The organism is Nonomuraea sp. NPDC049152 (assembly GCF_040648355.1).
Lineage (GTDB): Bacteria > Actinomycetota > Actinomycetes > Streptosporangiales > Streptosporangiaceae > Nonomuraea.
Genome location: NZ_JBEZDO010000051.1, coordinates 1 through 17,395, shown reverse-complemented (window position 1 = coordinate 17,395; position 17,395 = coordinate 1). Strand labels below are relative to the sequence as shown.

General features: G+C 70.1%; 13 protein-coding genes. 12 read left to right on the top strand and 1 reads right to left on the bottom strand.

Going from position 1 to position 17,395, the window contains the following annotated elements; translation table 11 throughout:
- Window positions 1–38 precede the first annotated feature (38 nt).
- Window positions 39–1,676, top strand: coding sequence for a choline dehydrogenase (gene betA / locus AB0B45_RS48460; protein WP_358145323.1), 1,638 nt, complete (start codon window positions 39–41; stop codon window positions 1,674–1,676).
- 109 nt (window positions 1,677–1,785) lie between these two features.
- Here betA and purU read toward each other — a convergent pair whose 3' ends face one another.
- Entirely contained in the window at window positions 1,786–2,649 is an 864-nt protein-coding gene (purU, locus tag AB0B45_RS48455) for a formyltetrahydrofolate deformylase (RefSeq protein ID WP_358145321.1), read from the bottom strand.
- 225 nt (window positions 2,650–2,874) lie between these two features.
- On the opposite strand from purU, the gene AB0B45_RS48450 reads away from it, so the two are divergent.
- From AB0B45_RS48450 to AB0B45_RS48400, 11 genes are all read left to right on the top strand, one after another.
- On the top strand, window positions 2,875–4,335 hold the full coding sequence (locus AB0B45_RS48450; protein ID WP_358145319.1) for an aldehyde dehydrogenase family protein: 1,461 nt from the start codon (window positions 2,875–2,877) through the stop codon (window positions 4,333–4,335).
- A 24-nt stretch (window positions 4,336–4,359) separates the two neighbouring features.
- Window positions 4,360–5,421, top strand: a complete 1,062-nt coding sequence (locus AB0B45_RS48445) for a glycine betaine/L-proline ABC transporter ATP-binding protein (protein ID WP_358145317.1) — start codon at window positions 4,360–4,362, stop codon at window positions 5,419–5,421.
- Window positions 5,418–7,406, top strand: coding sequence for an ABC transporter permease subunit (locus tag AB0B45_RS48440; protein WP_358145315.1), 1,989 nt, complete (start codon window positions 5,418–5,420; stop codon window positions 7,404–7,406). The genes AB0B45_RS48445 and AB0B45_RS48440 overlap by 4 nt, the downstream gene beginning before the upstream one ends.
- A gap of 47 nt (window positions 7,407–7,453) precedes the next feature.
- The gene (locus tag AB0B45_RS48435; RefSeq protein WP_358145313.1) at window positions 7,454–8,434 is read left to right on the top strand and encodes an ABC transporter substrate-binding protein; all 981 of its coding nucleotides are present in this window, start codon (window positions 7,454–7,456) and stop codon (window positions 8,432–8,434) included.
- A 185-nt stretch (window positions 8,435–8,619) separates the two neighbouring features.
- The gene (locus tag AB0B45_RS48430) at window positions 8,620–11,028 is read left to right on the top strand and encodes an FAD-dependent oxidoreductase (RefSeq protein ID WP_358145311.1); all 2,409 of its coding nucleotides are present in this window, start codon (window positions 8,620–8,622) and stop codon (window positions 11,026–11,028) included.
- Between the two features lie 12 nt (window positions 11,029–11,040).
- Entirely contained in the window at window positions 11,041–12,297 is a 1,257-nt protein-coding gene (gene glyA, locus AB0B45_RS48425; protein ID WP_358145309.1) for a serine hydroxymethyltransferase, read from the top strand.
- The gene (locus tag AB0B45_RS48420) at window positions 12,294–13,526 is read left to right on the top strand and encodes a sarcosine oxidase subunit beta family protein (RefSeq protein ID WP_358145307.1); all 1,233 of its coding nucleotides are present in this window, start codon (window positions 12,294–12,296) and stop codon (window positions 13,524–13,526) included. The genes glyA and AB0B45_RS48420 overlap by 4 nt, the downstream gene beginning before the upstream one ends.
- 10 nt (window positions 13,527–13,536) lie before the next feature.
- Entirely contained in the window at window positions 13,537–13,815 is a 279-nt protein-coding gene (locus AB0B45_RS48415) for a sarcosine oxidase subunit delta (protein WP_358145305.1), read from the top strand.
- Window positions 13,812–16,685, top strand: a complete 2,874-nt coding sequence (locus AB0B45_RS48410; RefSeq protein WP_358145303.1) for a 2Fe-2S iron-sulfur cluster-binding protein — start codon at window positions 13,812–13,814, stop codon at window positions 16,683–16,685. Before AB0B45_RS48415 ends, AB0B45_RS48410 begins: the two co-directional genes overlap by 4 nt.
- Window positions 16,678–17,241, top strand: coding sequence for a sarcosine oxidase subunit gamma family protein (locus AB0B45_RS48405; protein WP_358145301.1), 564 nt, complete (start codon window positions 16,678–16,680; stop codon window positions 17,239–17,241). The genes AB0B45_RS48410 and AB0B45_RS48405 overlap by 8 nt, the downstream gene beginning before the upstream one ends.
- On the top strand, window positions 17,238–17,395 hold a 158-nt coding region (locus AB0B45_RS48400), incomplete at its 3' end, for a serine dehydratase beta chain (protein ID WP_358145377.1). The genes AB0B45_RS48405 and AB0B45_RS48400, both read left to right, overlap by 4 nt.

Genomic DNA, 17,395 nt, shown 5'->3' with positions numbered 1-17,395 from the left:
CTACGATTTGGTGAAACGCGCGAGCGAGACGAGGCAACATGACGTCACAGCAGTACGACTTCGTCATCGTCGGAGGCGGCTCGGCGGGCAGTGCCCTGGCCAACCGGCTCTCCGCGGACCCCGCCACGCGGGTGCTGGTCCTCGAGGCCGGCCGGTCCGATTATCCGTGGGACGTCTTCATCCACATGCCGGCCGCGCTGCCCTTCCCGATCGGCAACCGCTTCTACGACTGGAAGTACGAGTCGGAGCCCGAGCCGCACATGAACGGCAGGCGCATCTACCATGCGCGCGGCAAGGTGCTCGGCGGCTCCAGCAGCATCAACGGCATGATCTTCCAGCGCGGCAACCCCCTCGACTACGAGCGGTGGGGCGCCGACCCGGGGATGAAGACGTGGGACTACGCCCACTGCCTGCCGTACTTCAAACGGATGGAGAACTGCCTGGCCGATCCAGGCACGCCCTTCCGCGGCCATGACGGGCCCCTGGCGCTGGAGAGGGGAGCGGCGAGCACGCCGCTCTACAGAGCCTTCTTCGAGGCCGTGCAGGAGGCGGGCTACCCCCTCACCGACGATGTCAACGGTTACCGCCAGGAGGGCTTCGCCCGCTTCGACCGCAACATCAGGCGCGGCCGCAGGCTCAGCGCGGCCCGCGCCTACCTGCATCCGGTCATGAAGCGCCCGAACCTCACGGTCAAGACGCGCGCGCTGGTGACGCGGATCATCTTCGAGGGCAGGCGCGCCGTCGGCGTGGAGTTCGACGGCGGCACCGTCCGCGCGGGCGAGGTCATCCTGTGCGGAGGGGCGATCAACTCGCCGCAGCTCCTGCAGCTGTCCGGCGTCGGGAACGCGCGGGAGCTCGGCGCCCTCGGCATCGACGTGGTGCACGACCTGCCGGGCGTGGGGGAGCACCTCCAGGACCACCTGGAGGTCTACATCCAGCACGGCTGCAGCCAGCCCGTCTCCATGCAGCCGAACCTGCAGAAGTGGCGCCACCCGTGGATCGGCGCGCAGTGGCTGTTCCTGCGCAAGGGCCCTGGCGCGACCAACCACTTCGAGGCCGGCGGCTTCGTCCGCAGCAACGACGACGTCGAGTATCCCAACCTGATGTTCCACTTCCTGCCCATCGCCGTGCGCTACGACGGTTCGGCGCCCTCGGGAGGGCACGGGTACCAGGTGCACGTCGGGCCCATGTACTCCGACGCCCGGGGCTCCGTCAAGATCAAGAGCACCGATCCGCGGGAGCATCCGGCCCTGCGCTTCAACTACCTGTCCACCGAGCAGGACAAAAGGGAGTGGGTGGAGGCCGTCAGGGTGGCCCGCGACATCCTGGGCCAGCCCGCGCTCGGCGCCTACAGCACGGGCGAGATCTCGCCCGGGCCTTCCGTGGAGACCGACGAGGAGATCCTCGACTGGGTGGCCAAGGACGGCGAGACGGCTCTGCATCCCTCCTGCACCGCCAGGATGGGCGTGGACGACATGTCGGTCACAGACCCGGAGACCATGCGGGTGCACGGTGTGGACGGGTTGCGGGTGGTGGACGCCTCGGTCATGCCGTACGTCACCAACGGCAACATCTACGCGCCGGTGATGATGCTGGCGGAGAAGGCGGCCGACCTGATCCTCGGCAACACGCCGCTGCCGCCCGAGACGACGGAGTTCTACCGGCACCGCGCGTGACGCGGACGCCCGCGGCGCCCGAGGGGGGCCGCGGGCGTCCGTCGTCGGCGGGGCATGAAGAAGGCGGTGGGGGACGCAGTACCCCCACCGCCTCATTCTTCGGCGTCGCTCAGCGGAAGACGACCGTACGGTCCCCGTTGAGCAGCACGCGGTGCTCGCTGTGCCACTTGACGGCCCTGGCGAGCACCTGGGCCTCGACGTCCCTGCCCGCCGCGACCAGGTCCTCGGGGTCCAGCTCGTGGTCCACCCTCGCCACGTCCTGCTCGATGATGGGGCCCTCGTCGAGGTCGGCCGTGACGTAGTGCGCGGTCGCGCCGATGAGTTTCACCCCCCGCTCGTGAGCCTGGTGGTAGGGCTTGGCGCCCTTGAACCCCGGCAGGAACGAATGGTGGATGTTGATGGCGCGGCCCTCCAGACGCTTGCACATGTCGTCGGACAGGACCTGCATGTAGCGGGCCAGCACCACCAGGTCCGCCTCGTACTCCGCCACCAGGTCGAGCACCTTGGCCTCGGCCTCGGCCTTGCCGTCCGCTGTGACGGGGACGTGGTGGAAGGGCACGCCGTAGGAGGCCGCGAGCGGCTCCAGGTCGGGATGGTTGGAGACGATGGCGGGGACGTCGATGTTGAGGCCCCCCACCTGCCTGCGGAAGAGCAGGTCGTTCATGCAGTGGCCGAACTTCGACACCATGACGAGCGCCCGCGTGGGCGTCGCCGCGTCGTTGAGCTGCCAGGTCATCTGGAAGGACTCCGCGACGTAGGCGAAGCCCTCACGCAGCTCCTCCAGCCCGTCCTGGGCGGCGAAGTGGACCCGCATGAAGAAGCCGCCGCCGAGCCGGTCGTTGAACTGCTTGCTCTGCAACATGTCACCGCGGTGCTGCACGAGGAAGCTGCTCACCGCGTACACGATGCCTGGCTTGTCCGAGCAGGAGACGGTGAGGATGAACTCGCGGCCGGGGCCTGGACGAGGAGACATCACACCTCCTTGTGTTGCGTATTACGCAAAATGGTGATGTATACGCAACAGCGTGGACGTGCGCAGGCCCGCCCGTCAAGAGGGACAGCCGCGCGGAAACGGAATCACAACGTATGGATTCGCCCAGTGATTCCCTCAAAGCCTTGACGAACGGAGGGTAACGGGTCAATTCTGTTCCTCACTGAGCATTGCCTTGCGCCATACGCAACGATCAGAGGTGCGCCGATGACCGATCTCTACATCGGCGGCACGTGGACCAAGCCGGTCGCCGGCGGACAGCGAAGCATCCTTTCGCCCGCCGACGGCAGCCTCGTGACCACGGTCGCCGAAGCAACAGCGGCCGACACCGTGGCCGCCATCAGTGCCGCGCGGCACGCCTTCGACAGCGGCCCGTGGCCCGCCACCCCCGCCAGAGAGCGGGGCGCGCTGCTGTCCACCGTCGCCGACCTGGTGGAGCGCGACCGCGACGCATTCGCCCGCGCCGAGTCGGGCGACACCGGCAAGCGCCTGGTGGAGAGCGAGTACGACGTCGACGACTCCGTCGCGTGTCTACGCTACTTCGCCGGAGTGGCTGGAACCGACGCAGGACGGGTCATCGACACCGGCCGCGACGACGCGATCAGCAGGGTCGTCTACGAGCCCGTCGGCGTCTGCGGCCTGATCACGCCGTGGAACTACCCGCTGCTGCAGACCACCTGGAAGGTGGCCCCCGCGCTCGCCGCGGGCAACACCTTCGTACTGAAGCCGAGTGAGCTGACCCCGAGCACGGCCATCCTGCTCGTCCGAGCGCTCGAGGAGGCCGGCCTGCCCAAGGGCGTGGCCAACCTCGTGCTCGGCGCGGGACCCGAGGCGGGCGCGCCGCTCGCCGAGCACCCCGACGTGGACCTGGTGTCCTTCACCGGCGGCCTGGCCACCGGACGGCGGATCATGGCGGCGGCCTCGGCCACGGTGAAGCGCGTCGCGCTCGAACTCGGCGGCAAGAACCCCAACATCGTCTTCGCCGACGCGGACTTCGAGACCGCCGTCGACTTCGCGCTCACCGCCGTGTTCCTGCACTCCGGGCAGGTCTGCTCGGCGGGCGCGCGACTGCTGGTGGAGGACTCCCTGCACGACGCCTTCGTCGACGAGGTGGTCAGGAGGGCGGAGCGCATCCGCCTCGGCGGCCCCTTCGACGCCGAGGCACAGGCGGGTCCGCTCATCTCCGCGGCCCACCTGGCGAAGGTGGAGGAATACGTGGCCGCGGGCCTCGCCGAGGGCGCGACCCTCCGCTGCGGGGGACGCAAGCTGGACGGCGAAGGCTTCTTCTTCCCGCCCACCGTGCTCGACGACTGCAAGCAGGGCATGCGCGTGGTGCGGGAGGAATCCTTCGGCCCCGTGCTGACCGTCGAGCGCTTCACCACCGAGGAGGAGGCGATCCTCCTCGCCAACGACACCGAGTACGGCCTGGCCGGCGCGGTCTGGACCCAGGACGCCGGCAAGGCGCAGCGGGTCGCGGGACGGCTCCGCCACGGCACGGTGTGGATCAACGACTACCACCCCTACGTGCCGCAGGCCGAGTGGGGTGGCTTCAAGCAGTCCGGTATCGGCCGCGAACTCGGGCCGACCGGACTCGACGAGTACCGCGAGATCAAGCATGTGTGGCAGAACACCCGCCCGCGCCCCCAGCGGTGGTTCCCAGCGAACTGACGCTCCGACGACCAAGAGGTGGTCATGACCGTGCCGTCACTGACCGAACGTAGTCAGCTCGACACCGAAGCCCCGCCCATCCTCGATGTCAGAGGTCTGTGGAAGGTGTTCGGTCCCAAGGCCGAGGGCGTGGTCGGTTCCACGCTCAGCCGTAAGGAGCTCAAGGAGCAGACCGGCTGCGTCGCAGCCGTGCGTGACGTCTCCTTCGAGGTACGGCGGGGCGAGGTGTTCGTCGTCATGGGCCTGTCGGGCTCGGGCAAGTCCACCCTCGTGCGCTGCCTGACCCGGCTGATCGAGCCCACGGCGGGCGAGGTCGTGCTGGACGGCGAGGACATCCGCAAGGCCGACGACCGCAGGCTTCGCGAGCTGCGCAGGCACCGCATGGCCATGGTCTTCCAGCACTTCGGCCTGCTGCCGCACCGGTGCGTCCTGGACAACGTGGCCTTCGGCCTGGAGATCCGCGGCGTGCCCAAGCAGGACCGCTACGCCCGCGCCCGCGAGGTCGTGGGGCTGGTCGGCCTCAACGGCTTCGAGAACTCCTACCCCGACCAGCTGTCCGGCGGTATGCAGCAGCGCGTCGGCCTGGCCCGCGCGCTGGCCGCCGACCCCGAGGTGCTGCTGTTCGACGAGCCGTTCTCCGCGCTCGACCCACTGATCAGGCGGGAGATGCAGAACGAGGTCATCCGCCTGCACCACGAGGTCGGCAAGACGATGGTCTTCATCACCCACGACCTCAGCGAGGCGCTGAAGCTGGGCGACAGGATCCTCATCATGCGCGACGGCGAGCTCGTCCAGGTCGGCACGCCCGACCAGGTGGTGGGCGCCCCCGCCGACGACTACGTCAGGGACTTCGTCAGCGACGTCCCTCGATCGCACGTCCTGACGTTGCGCTGGATCATGCGCAAGCCCCTCATGGACGAGTCCCTCGACGGACCCGTGCTCGGCCCCGACGTCGTCATCCGCGACGCGGTGCACACCGTGCTCTCGGCCGACCGCCCGGTCCGCGTCATTGAGGGGGACAGCCTGCTCGGGGTGGTCACCAGCGCGGAGATCCTCGAAGTGATCGCGGGAGGGCAGGAGCGATGACCTCCGTGGCGGTGGTGGCCGCCAGGCTGCCGGCCCGCAGATACCTGCTCCTCGCGGTGCTCGCCGTATGGGTGCTCGGCTGGGCGCTGTTCGACGGGCGGGACACGCTCGACCTCGGCGGCGCCGAGCTGACGCCCCTGCATACCTCGCTCAACGAGGGCATGGACGCCATCGACGACAGCCGTAACAGCAACCCGTTCTTCCTGTACTTCATCAACTACGTCAGGCTCTTCCTCGACGAGATGGTGACGTTCGTCCAGGCGCTGATCAGCCAGCCCTCCTTCGGCCGTCCCCTTCCCGTTCTGGGCTGGCTCGGCGTCGTCGGGCTCGCCACGGCCATCGCGTGGCTGTGGGGCAACGGGAAGGTGGCGCTGCTCACCGCCGTAGGGTTCCTCTCCTTCGGCGTGCTGGGGCTGTGGCAGGAGAGCATGGACACCCTCGCTCTCACCCTGACCGCGGTCGCGCTCTCGCTGGCCGTCGGCATCCCGCTCGGCGTGTGGGCGGGGCTGAGCGACCGGTTCAACCGGGTGGTGACGCCGGTGCTCGACTTCATGCAGACGATGCCGACGTTCGTCTACCTGGCGCCGCTGACGCTCTTCTTCCTCATCGGGCCCGCCAGCGCCACGATCGCCACGATGATCTATGCGATCCCGCCGGCGATCCGCATCACCTCGCACGGCATCAGGCAGGTCTCGTCCGACACGCTGGAGGCCGGCGCCTCGCTGGGCGCCACGGGCGCGCAGTCGCTGCGCCACGTGCGGCTGCCGATGGCCAAGCAGACGATCATCGTCGGCGTCAACCAGACCATCATGGCGGCACTGTCCATGGCGACGATCGCGGCGCTCATCGACGCGCCCGGCCTGGGCAAGACCGTGCTGAAGGCGCTGCAGACGCTCGACGTCGGAACCGCGTTCAACGCGGGCCTCGCCATCGTCGTCATGGCCGTCGTCCTGGACCGGGTCACCTCGGCCGCCAGCAGGAGGGTCGAGGTGGAACGGCGCGCGGGCCGCTCGCGCAGCGCGGGACGGCGCAGGCTGGAGCTGGCCGGCACGTTCGGCGCCGTGGCCGTGCTCGGCTACCTGTCCTACACCTACATCTGGGCCGCGGAGTTCCCGATCCAGGCCGAACTCGGCTCCTACGTGCGCCAGGCCGCGGACGCGGCGAGCCTGTGGGTGCAGGACAGCCTCGCAGCCTTCACCGAAGCGCTCAAGAACGCGATCACCAACACGCTGCTCAACCCCTTCGAGGCGCTGCTGACCGGATCGCCGTGGTGGCTCGTCTTCGCCGTAGGCGTGGCGGTCGCGCTGCTGGTGGGCAGCGTGCGGGCGGCTCTCGTGACCGCCGCGGGGCTGCTCGTGCTCGTGCTGCTCGGCCTTTGGCAGGACAGCATGGTGACGCTGGCCTCGACGCTCGTCGCCACGATCCTCGTCATGGTGCTCGGCGTGGTGCTGGGTGTGTGGATGGGGCGCAGCGACAGGGTCGACACGATGCTCAGGCCCGTGCTCGACGCGGGTCAGACCATGCCCGCCTTCGTCTACCTGGTGCCGATCCTCGGCCTGTTCGGCCCGACGCGGTTCACCGCGATCATCGCGGCCGTCGTGTTCGCCGCGCCCATCTCGATCAAGCTGGTGGCCGAAGGCATCAGGAGAGTCTCGCCGACCACCGTGGAGGCCGCCATCTCGGCCGGAACGGGAAAGTGGCAGCTCATCTCCAAAGTCCAGCTCCCGATGGCGCGCAGCGGTGTGACGCTGGCGGCCAGCCAGGGACTGATCTACGTGCTGTCGATGGTGGTCGTCGGCGGCCTGGTGGGAGCCGGAGCCCTCGGTTACGACGTGGTGGCCGGCTTCTCCCAGCACCAGCTCCGCGGCAAGGGGCTGGCCGCCGGGCTCGCGATCGTCGTGCTCGGCATCGTGCTCGACCGTGTCATGTGCGCGGCCACGCAGCGGGCCGACGCAGCGGCGCACGGCGGGCTCGCACGGAAGTGACAACTGGAAACCGGTCGATCAGGCCGAAGAAATCTCAGGAGGACCAGGTGGCTTTGAAGAGGAGTGGAAGGGTCAGGGCGATCGTGCTCGTGACCGGCACCGGCCTCCTGCTCACCGCTTGCGGCGGAGCGAAGGTCGGAGAGACACAGCAGCCCGCGGCCGGTGGCCAGGGCAAGAGCTGCGGCACGTTCAACCTGGCGGTCAACCCGTGGGTGGGATACGAGGCCAACGCCGCGGTCATCGCGCACGTTGCGGAGAAGAACCTCGGCTGCAAGGTGGTGAAGAAGGACCTCAAGGAAGAGGTGGCGTGGCAGGGCTTCGCCACCGGCGAGGTCGACGCGATCGTGGAGAACTGGGCCCACGACGACCTCAAGAAGAAGTACATCGAGGACCAGAAGGTCGCCGTGTCGGCGGGCCCGACGGGCAACAAGGGCGTCATCGGCTGGTACGTGGCGCCGTGGATGGCTCAGAAGTACCCCGACATCACCGACTGGAACAACCTCAACAAGTACGCCTCGCTGTTCAAGACCTCCGAGTCCGAGGGCAAGGGCCAGCTGCTCGACGGCGACCCCTCGTTCGTCACCAACGACGCAGCCCTGGTGAAGAACCTCAAGCTCGACTACAAGGTCGTCTACGCGGGCAGCGAGACCGCGCTCATCACCGCCTTCCGCCAGTCGGAGAAGCAGCAGAAGCCCATCATCGGCTACTTCTACGAACCGCAGTGGTTCATGTCGGAGCTCAAGCTGGTCAAGGTCAACCTGCCCCCCTACAAGGAGGGGTGTGACGCGGACGCGGCCAAGGTGGCGTGCGACTACCCGCCGTACGAGCTCGACAAGATCGTGAGCAAGAAGTTCGCCGACTCCGGCAGCCCGGCCTACACGCTGGTCAAGAACTTCACCTGGACCAACGACGACCAGAACCTCGTGGCGAAGTACATCTCCGAGGACAAGATGACGGCGGAGGAAGCGGCGGCCAAGTGGGTGGCCGACAACCCCGACAAGGTCAAGGCCTGGGTGCCCCAGAGCTGACGGTCCACCAGCCCGATCGCCTGACCCCGCGATCGGGCTGGTGCTTGGGGGTCATTGGAACGTTCTAATCCGGCGTAAAGCCGTACGGAATAAGACAGAACACCTATTGACACCCGGAAGGCAGCGAGCGACGCTTGTTGCGGTAAACGCGTTTGGTTGCATATGTCGCAACAACGGAGGTGGCTATGACGGGCCCGAGCGTCGTCATCATCGGGGCGGGCGTGGTCGGCGCGGCCCTCGCCGACGAGTTGTCCGCCAGAGGCTGGACCGAGGTCACCGTGGTCGACCAAGGAGACGTGCCCGCCACCGGCGGCTCATCCTCACACGCCCCCGGCCTCGTGTTCCAGACCAACGGGTCGAAGACCATGACCGAGATGGCCAGATACACGGTCGAGAAGTTCGTCGCCCTCGACAGCTTCCTCCAGGTGGGCGGGCTCGAAGTGGCCACCACCCCCGAACGGCTGGCCGAGCTGCACCGCAGGTACGGCTGGGCGGTCGCGTGGGGGATCGAGGCGCACCTGCTGTCGCCCGAGGAGTGCGTGGCCAAGCACTCGCTCCTGGACGGCTCCAAGGTCCTCGGCGGCCTGTTCCTGCCCGCCGACGGTCTCGCCAAGGCGGTCAAGGCGGTCGACGCCCAGCTCACTAGGGCGCGCGAGCGCGGCGTGCGGGTGCTGCCCAGGCACGAGGTGCTCGACATCAGGACCGAGAACGGCAGGGTCGCCTCCGTGGTGACCGACCAGGGCGAGATCCCCGCCGACATCGTCGTCTGCTGCGCCGGCATCTGGGGGCCGAAGGTCGCCCGCATGGTGGGCATGAACCTCCCGCTCACCCCGCTGGCCCACCAGCTGGCGTGGACGGGTCAGGTGCAGGACCTGGCGGGACAGACCGAGGAGGCCACCAGGCCGATCCTGCGGCACCAGGACGCAGACCTCTACTACCGCGAGCGCTACGACACGCTGGGCATCGGCTACTACGGCCACCGGCCCATGCCGATCAGCGCCGACGACATCCTGTCGGTCGACGCCGCCGAGGTGATGCCCTCGGTGCTGACCTTCACCCCCGACGACTTCGCCGAGGCGTGGTCCGCGACCCAGGACCTGCTGCCCTCCACCCAGTCGGCCAAGGTCGAGGAAGGCATCAACGGACTGTTCTCCTTCACCACCGACCACCTGCCGCTGATGGGCGAGTCGCCGAAGGTCAAGGGCTTCTGGGTGGCCGAGGCCGTCTGGGTCACCCACTCCGCGGGCGTCGGCCTGGCGATGGCCGAGTGGCTGGTCGACGGCCACTGCTCCTCCTTCGACCTGCACGAGTGCGACGTCAACAGGTTCGAGCCGCACCAGCTCGCCCCCGACTACGTGACGGCCAGGGGCTGCCAGAACTACGTCGAGGTCTACGACATCATCCACCCCCTGCAGCCCATGGAGGAGCCGCGCCCGCTGCGCACCAGCCCCTTCCACCCGCGCCAGCAGGATCTCGGCGCGGTCTTCCTCGAGGCCTCGGGGTGGGAGCGGCCGCAGTGGTACGGCGGCAACGCGGGACTCCTCAAGGGCAGGGACATCCCCACCCCCGGCGACTGGGCCGCGCAGTACTGGTCCCCGATCGTCGGAGCGGAGGCCCAGGCCACCCGCGAGACCGTCGCCATGTACGACATGACCGCGCTCAAGCGCCTCGAGGTCAGCGGTCCCGGCGCCGTCGCCTTCCTGCAGTCCCTGACCACGGGAGACGTGGACAAGTCGGTCGGCTCGGTGACCTACTGCCTCCTGCTCGACACCGACGGCGGCATCCGCAGCGACGTCACCGTCGCCCGCCTCGGCGCCGAGGAGTTCCAGATCGGCGCGAACGGCAACCTCGACCTCGACTGGTTCGACCGGCACCGCCCCCGCGACGGCTCGGTGCAGGTCCGTGACATCACCGCGGGCACCTGCTGCGTCGGCGTATGGGGCCCGCGGGCCCGCGACCTGGTCCAGCCGCTGACCAGCACCGACCTGACGGCCCTGCGCTACTTCCGCGGCACCCGCGCCTTCATCGGCAACGTGCCCGTCACGATGCTGCGCCTGTCCTACGTCGGCGAGCTGGGCTGGGAGATCTACACCACCAGCGACATGGGGCTCAAGCTCTGGGACACGCTGTGGGAGGCGGGCCAGGACCTCGGCGTCGTCGCCGGCGGCAGGGGCGCCTTCACCAGCCTGCGCCTGGAGAAGGGGTACCGCTCGTTCGGCACCGACATGACCTACGAGCACGACCCATACGAGGCGGGCCTCGGCTTCGCGGTGAAGCTGGACAAGGGTGACTTCGTCGGCCGCGAGGCCCTGCTCGCCCGCAAGGAGTCGGTGAAGCGCAGGCTCACCTGCCTGCTCACCGACGAGGTGGTCATGGGCAAGGAGCCGGTCTACGACGGCGACCGCGTCGTCGGCTACGTCACCAGCGCCGCCTATGGTTACACGATCGGCAAGGGGATCGCCTACGCGTGGCTGCCCGCCTCGCTCGCGACCCCAGGCCAGACGGTCGACCTCGGGTACTTCGACCGGAGGGTCGGGGCCGTGGTCGCCGAGGAGCCCCTGTTCGACCCGGCGATGCAGCGCCTGCGCGGCTAGAAAGGACCCCAGATGATCGACACCCCGCTGGACGTTGTGGACCCCGAGGTGCACGCCGCCATCGGCGACGAGCTCACGCGTCAGCGCTCGACGCTGGAGATGATCGCCTCGGAGAACTTCGCGCCCGCCGCCGTCATGGCCGCCCAGGGCTCGGTCCTCACCAACAAGTACGCCGAGGGCTACCCGGGCAAGCGCTACTACGGCGGCTGCGAACACGTCGACGTGATCGAGCAGCTCGCCATCGACAGGGTGAAGGCGCTGTTCGGCGCCGAGGCGGCCAACGTGCAGCCGCACTCGGGCGCCCAGGCCAACGCCGCCGCGATGGCCGCGCTGCTCGAACCGGGCGACACCATCCTCGGCCTCGACCTGGCCCACGGCGGCCACCTCACGCACGGCATGCGCATCAACTTCTCCGGACGCCTGTACAAGGTGGCCGCCTACCACGTGCGCGAGAGCGACTACCGGGTGGACATGGAGGAGGTCGAGCGCCTGGCCCGCGAGCACCGGCCCAGGCTCATCATCGCGGGCTGGTCGGCCTACCCCCGCCAGCTGGACTTCGCCGCCTTCCGCCGGATCGCCGACGAGGTGGGCGCCTACCTCATGGTCGACATGGCGCACTTCGCCGGCCTGGTGGCCGCGGGCCTGCACCCCTCTCCCGTGCCGCACGCCCACGTCGTCACCACCACCACGCACAAGACTCTGGGCGGCCCCAGAGGCGGCGTGATCCTCTCCACCGAGGAACTCGCCAAGAAGATCAACTCGGCGGTCTTCCCCGGACAGCAGGGCGGTCCGCTGGAGCACGTCATCGCCGCCAAGGCCGTCGCCTTCAAGATCGCCGCCGAGGAGGCGTTCCGCGACCGGCAGCGGCGCACCCTGGAAGGGGCGCGCATCCTCGCCGAGCGCCTGCTGGCCCCCGACGCGGTCGCCTCGGGCGTGCGGGTGCTGACCGGAGGTACCGACGTGCACCTCGTCCTGGTCGACCTGCGCGACTCGGAGCTGGACGGCAAGCAGGCCGAGGACCGGCTGCACGAGGTCGGCATCACGGTGAACCGCAACGCCGTGCCGTTCGACCCGCGGCCCCCGATGGTCACCTCGGGGCTGCGCATCGGCACCCCCGCACTCGCCACCCGCGGTTTCGGCGCCGCCGACTTCACCGAGGTGGCCGACATCATCGCCACCGCGCTGTCGCCGCAGGCCGACCTCTCGTTCCTGCGCGGCAGGGTCGAGGCCCTGGCCGGCAAGCACCCGCTCTACGGAGAGGCCCGATGAGCCCGCGCACACCCGGCGCCGACCTGCCCGAGCACCCCGACCGGCTGTGGAGCGCCGCCGAGCCGAAGTCCTCCTACGACGTCGTGATCGTCGGCGGCGGCGGACACGGCCTGGCCACCGCCTACTACCTGGCCAAGAACCACGGCATCACCAACGTGGCGGTGCTGGAGCGCGGCTGGCTCGCCGGCGGCAACATGGCGCGCAACACCACCATCATCAGGTCCAACTACCTGTGGGACGAGAGCGCGGGGATCTACGAGCACGCGCTCAAGCTGTGGGAGGGGCTGGAGGAGGAGCTCGACTACCCGCTGCTGTTCAGCCAGCGCGGAGTCCTCAACCTCGCCCACAGCCTGCAGGACGTCCGCGACAGCGTACGGCGGGTGCACGCCAACAACCTCAACGGCGTCGACGCCGAGTGGCTCGACCCCCAGCAGGTGAAGGAGGTCTGCCCGATCGTCAACATCTCGCCCGACGTGCGCTATCCGGTGCTGGGCGGCACCTTCCAGCCCAGGGCCGGCATCGCCAAGCACGACCACGTCGCGTGGGGCCTGGCCAGAGCCGCCGCGGCGCTCGGCGTGGACTTCATCGAGCACTGCGAGGTCACCGGGCTGAAGGTGCGCGACGGCAGGGTGACCGGCGTGGAGACCACGCGGGGGACGATCAATGCGGGCAAGGTGGCGCTGTGCGCCGCCGGGCACACCTCGGTCGTGGCCGCAACCGCGGGCATCGACCTGCCGATCCAGAGCCACCCCCTGCAGGCGCTGGTGTCCGAGCTGCTGGAGCCGGTCCACCCGACGGTCGTCATGTCCAACGCCGTGCACGTGTACGTCAGCCAGGCGCACAAGGGCGAGCTGGTCATGGGCGCGGGAATCGACGCGGCCAACTCCTACCGCCAGCGCGGCGCCTTCCACATCATCGAACGGCAGATGGCCGCGGCCCTCGAGCTGTTCCCCGTCTTCGCCAGGGCGCACGTGCTGCGGACCTGGGGCGGGGTCGTGGACGTCTCGCCCGACGCCTCACCGATCGTCGGGCTGACCCCCGTCGACGGCCTGTACCTCAACTGCGGGTGGGGCACCGGCGGCTTCAAGGCGACCCCCGGCGTGGGCTGGTGCATGGCCCACACGGTGGCCAACGACGAGCCGCACCCGCTCAACGCCCCCTTCTCCCTTGACCGATTCACCACCGGGGCGCTCGTCGACGAGCACGGCGCCGCCGCGGTCGCGCACTGAGGACCACACGATGTTGCTGATCCCATGCCCATGGTGCGGCCCACGCGATGAGGCCGAGTTCCACTACGGCGGGCAGGCGCACGTCGCCTATCCGGACAACCCCTCGGCGCTGTCCGACGAGGAGTGGGCCCGCTACCTGTTCTTCAGGGACAACCCCAAGGGTCGCTTCGCCGAGCGCTGGAGCCACTCGGCGGGCTGCCGCCGCTGGTTCAACGCCGTGCGTGACACCGCGACCAACGAGATCCACGCCGTCTACCGGGCGGGCGAAGCAAGGCCGGTGAGCTCATGAGGCGCGAGAACGGCGGGCGGATCGACCGCGACACCACGCTGCGTTTCACCTTCGACGGCCGGGAGTACACCGGCCACCCGGGCGACACCCTCGCCTCCGCGCTGCTGGCCAACGGCGTGCGCCAGGTCGCGACGAGCGTCAAGCTCGGCCGCCCGCGCGGGATCGTCTCCGCCGGCGGCGAGGAGCCGAGCGCGGTCGTGCAGATCGAGGCGCCGTTCCCCGAGCCGATGCTGCCCGCCACCACCGTCGAGCTGTACGACGGCCTGGTCGCCACCAGCCTCCCCGGTCAGGGCAGGCTGGCCACCGAGCCCGACCCCGCCCGCTACGACGCCGTCCACGCCCACTGCGACGTCCTGGTCATCGGGGCGGGCCCGGCCGGCCTGGCCGCGGCGCGCGCGGCGGCGAGCACGGGCGCTCGAGTGATCCTCGCCGACGAGCGCTCCGAACCGGGCGGCAGCCTGCTCGGCACCGGAGAGTCGGTGACCGAGCCGGAGACGGACGACGTGCTGGGGCCGCAGGAGGTGAGCCCCGGCGCCGAGTGGGCCGCCGCGACCGCGACCCTGCTCGACGGCCTGCCCGAGGTCAGGGTCCTGCGCAGGACCACCGCGATCGGCTACTACGACGACAACTACGTCGTCGCCGTCGAGCGGCGCACCAACCACCTGGGCGCCTCCGCGCCCGCGGACGTCGCCCGCGAACGCGTCTGGCGGATCCGCGCCAAGCGCGTCGTGCTGGCCACCGGCGCCCACGAGCGGTCGATCGCCTTCGCGGGCAACGACCTGCCCGGCGTGATGCTGGCCGGTTCGGCCCGCGTCTACGTCAACAGGTACGGCGTGCTCCCAGGCCGCCGCGCGGTGGTCTTCACCGCCAACGACGGCGCCTACGCCGCCGCCTTCGACCTGGCCGACGCGGGCGTCGAGATCGCCGCCATCGTCGACGTCAGGCCCTCGCCCGGAGCCGCATGGTCGGCGGGCGCGCGCGAGCGCGGCATCGAGGTGCTGACCGGGCACGTGGTGACCGCCGCCCAAGGTGACGGCCAGGTCTCCGCCGTGCTGGCCGGACGGCACAGGAGCGAGGCCGACGTCGCGGTCGGGGAGCGGGAGTTCGCCGCCGACCTGCTACTCGTGTCCGGCGGCTGGAACCCGGTCGTGCACCTGTTCAGCCAGTCGGGCGGCACGCTCCGCTACGACGACGCGCTCGGCACGATCGTGCCCGACGACTCGCGCCAGGCCGTCGAGACGGCCGGAGCGGCGAAGGGCGTCTTCACGCTGACCGGCTGCCTGGCCGACGGCGCCGCCGCGGGCTACCGCGCACTGGAGGCGGTGCTCGGCAGGGCTGTGGAGCGCGCGTCCGCGCCACGGGCCACGGCGGAGACGCCGACGTCCGCCGGACCGGCGTTCTGGCTGGTCCCCGCCAACGACTACACCTCCCACTTCGTCGACACGCAGCGGGACGTGACCGCGGCCGACGTGCTGAGGGCGACGGGCGCCGGGTTGCGTTCCGTCGAGCACATCAAGCGCTACACGACCGCGGGCACCGCCCACGACCAGGGCAAGACCTCGGGGCTGCTCACCACGGCGATCGTGGCCCACGCCCTCGGCGTCCCCGTGGGCGAGCTGGGCAGCACCACGTTCCGCGCGCCGTTCGCGCCGGTGAGCTTCGCCGCCCTCGCCGGCAGGGACCGCGGCGTCCTGCATGATCCGGTCAGGGTCACCCCGCTGCACGAGTGGCACGTCGCCAACGGCGCGCTGTTCGAGAACGTCGGGCAGTGGAAGCGCCCGTGGTACTACCCCCGCGAGGGCGAGGACATGGAGGCCGCCGTCCTGCGCGAGTGCGCCGCCGCCCGTGAGGGCGTCGCCGCCATGGACGCCTCGACGCTCGGCAAGATCGACGTGATCGGCCCCGACGCGGGCGAGTTCCTCGACCGGCTCTACACCAACCTGATGAGCTCGCTGGCCGTCGGCGCGGTCCGCTACGGCGTGATGTGCAAGCCGGACGGCATGGTCTTCGACGACGGCACCGTCATCAGGCTGGCCGAGGAGCACTTCCTGGTCACCACGACGACCGGCAACGCGGCGGCCGTGCTCGACTGGATGGAGGAGTGGCTGCAGACCGAGTGGCCCTCGCTGCGGGTGCACTTCACCTCGGTCACCGAGCAGTGGGCCACGGTCGCGCTGGTCGGGCCGAGGTCCCGTGAGGTCCTCGCCGGGCTGGCCCCGGAACTCGCCGTGGGCGTCGAGGACTTCCCCTTCATGACCTGGCGGGAGACGGAGGTCGCCGGCATCCCCGCCAGGGTGTGCAGGATCAGCTTCTCCGGCGAGCTGGCCTACGAGATCAACGTGACCTCGTGGGACGGTCTGCGCCTGTGGAGCACGATCATGGACACCGGGCTCGTCACACCGTACGGGACCGAGACCATGCACGTGCTGCGCGCGGAGAAGGGCTACCCGATCGTCGGCCAGGACACCGACGGCACGATCACCCCGCAGGACCTGGGTATGTCATGGGTGGTGTCCAAGAAGAAGCCCGACTTCGTCGGCAAGCGCTCCTTCGCGCGGGCCGACACCTCCAGGGCGGACCGCAAGCAGCTCGTCGGCCTGCTGCCGGACGATCCGGGCTTCCTGCTGCCCGAGGGCGCGCACCTGGTCGCCGAGGCCGAACTGCCCGCGCCGCCCGTGCCCATGCTCGGCCACGTGACCTCCAGCTACCGCAGCGCCGCCCTCGGCCGTACGTTCGCGCTGGCGCTGGTCCGCGGCGGGCAGAGCCGGGTGGGCGAGCGGCTCTACGCACCCGTCGACGGGCAGATCGTGCCCGTCACCGTCACCTCTCACGTCCTGTACGACCCGGAAGGAGCGCGCCGCGATGGCTGAACGCAGGAGTCCCGCAGCGGCCTTCGCCGACCGGTTCGAGGCCGCCTCGGCGAGCGGGGTGCTCGAGCTGGCGGAGATCCCGTTTCTCACCCACGTCAACGTGCGGGTGGACCCGGCCGGCCAGGCCGCTGAGGAGGTCGGGGCCGCCCTGGGCGTGCCGCTGCCCACCGAGCCCTGCACCGCCGCGGGCTCCGGCGAGCTGACCGTGGCCTGGCTCGGTCCCGACGAGTGGCTGGTGATCGGCCCCGAGGGCTTCAGGTCCGAGCTGCTGCGCAAGGCCGTGGACGGCGGCCAGGGCTCGGTGGTCGACGTGTCGGCCCAGCGGACCACGCTGCTGGTCGCCGGGCCGAAGGCGCGCGACCTGCTGTCCCACGGTTGCACGATCGACCTGCACCCGAGCGTGTTCGGGCCGGGCGCCTGCGCCCAGACCACGCTGGCGCGCACGCAGGTCGTGCTGCTCGCGCGGGAGGACGGCTTCCTCGTGCTCGTCCGCTCCTCCTTCGCCGGCTACCTCGCCGATTGGCTGCTCGACGCCGCGACGGAGTACCTGCGATGAGCATCGGCGTCTTCGACCTCTTCAAGATCGGTATCGGTCCGTCGAGTTCCCACACCGGTGGGCCGATGGCCGCCGCGCACAAGTTCGCCCGTGGGTTGCAGGCCGATGGGCTGTTGGAGCGGGTCGCGCGGGTGGAGGCGATCTTGTACGGCTC

Coding starts and splice junctions, on each gene's coding strand:
- AB0B45_RS48420 (WP_358145307.1), top strand. CDS start 12,294: ATGAGCCCGCGCACACCCGGCGCCGACCTGCCCGAGCACCCCGACCGG.
- AB0B45_RS48410 (WP_358145303.1), top strand. CDS start 13,812: ATGAGGCGCGAGAACGGCGGGCGGATCGACCGCGACACCACGCTGCGT.
- AB0B45_RS48415 (WP_358145305.1), top strand. CDS start 13,537: ATGTTGCTGATCCCATGCCCATGGTGCGGCCCACGCGATGAGGCCGAG.
- AB0B45_RS48445 (WP_358145317.1), top strand. CDS start 4,360: ATGACCGTGCCGTCACTGACCGAACGTAGTCAGCTCGACACCGAAGCC.
- purU (WP_358145321.1), bottom strand. CDS start 2,649: ATGTCTCCTCGTCCAGGCCCCGGCCGCGAGTTCATCCTCACCGTCTCC.
- glyA (WP_358145309.1), top strand. CDS start 11,041: ATGATCGACACCCCGCTGGACGTTGTGGACCCCGAGGTGCACGCCGCC.
- AB0B45_RS48430 (WP_358145311.1), top strand. CDS start 8,620: ATGACGGGCCCGAGCGTCGTCATCATCGGGGCGGGCGTGGTCGGCGCG.
- AB0B45_RS48405 (WP_358145301.1), top strand. CDS start 16,678: ATGGCTGAACGCAGGAGTCCCGCAGCGGCCTTCGCCGACCGGTTCGAG.
- AB0B45_RS48450 (WP_358145319.1), top strand. CDS start 2,875: ATGACCGATCTCTACATCGGCGGCACGTGGACCAAGCCGGTCGCCGGC.
- AB0B45_RS48440 (WP_358145315.1), top strand. CDS start 5,418: ATGACCTCCGTGGCGGTGGTGGCCGCCAGGCTGCCGGCCCGCAGATAC.
- betA (WP_358145323.1), top strand. CDS start 39: ATGACGTCACAGCAGTACGACTTCGTCATCGTCGGAGGCGGCTCGGCG.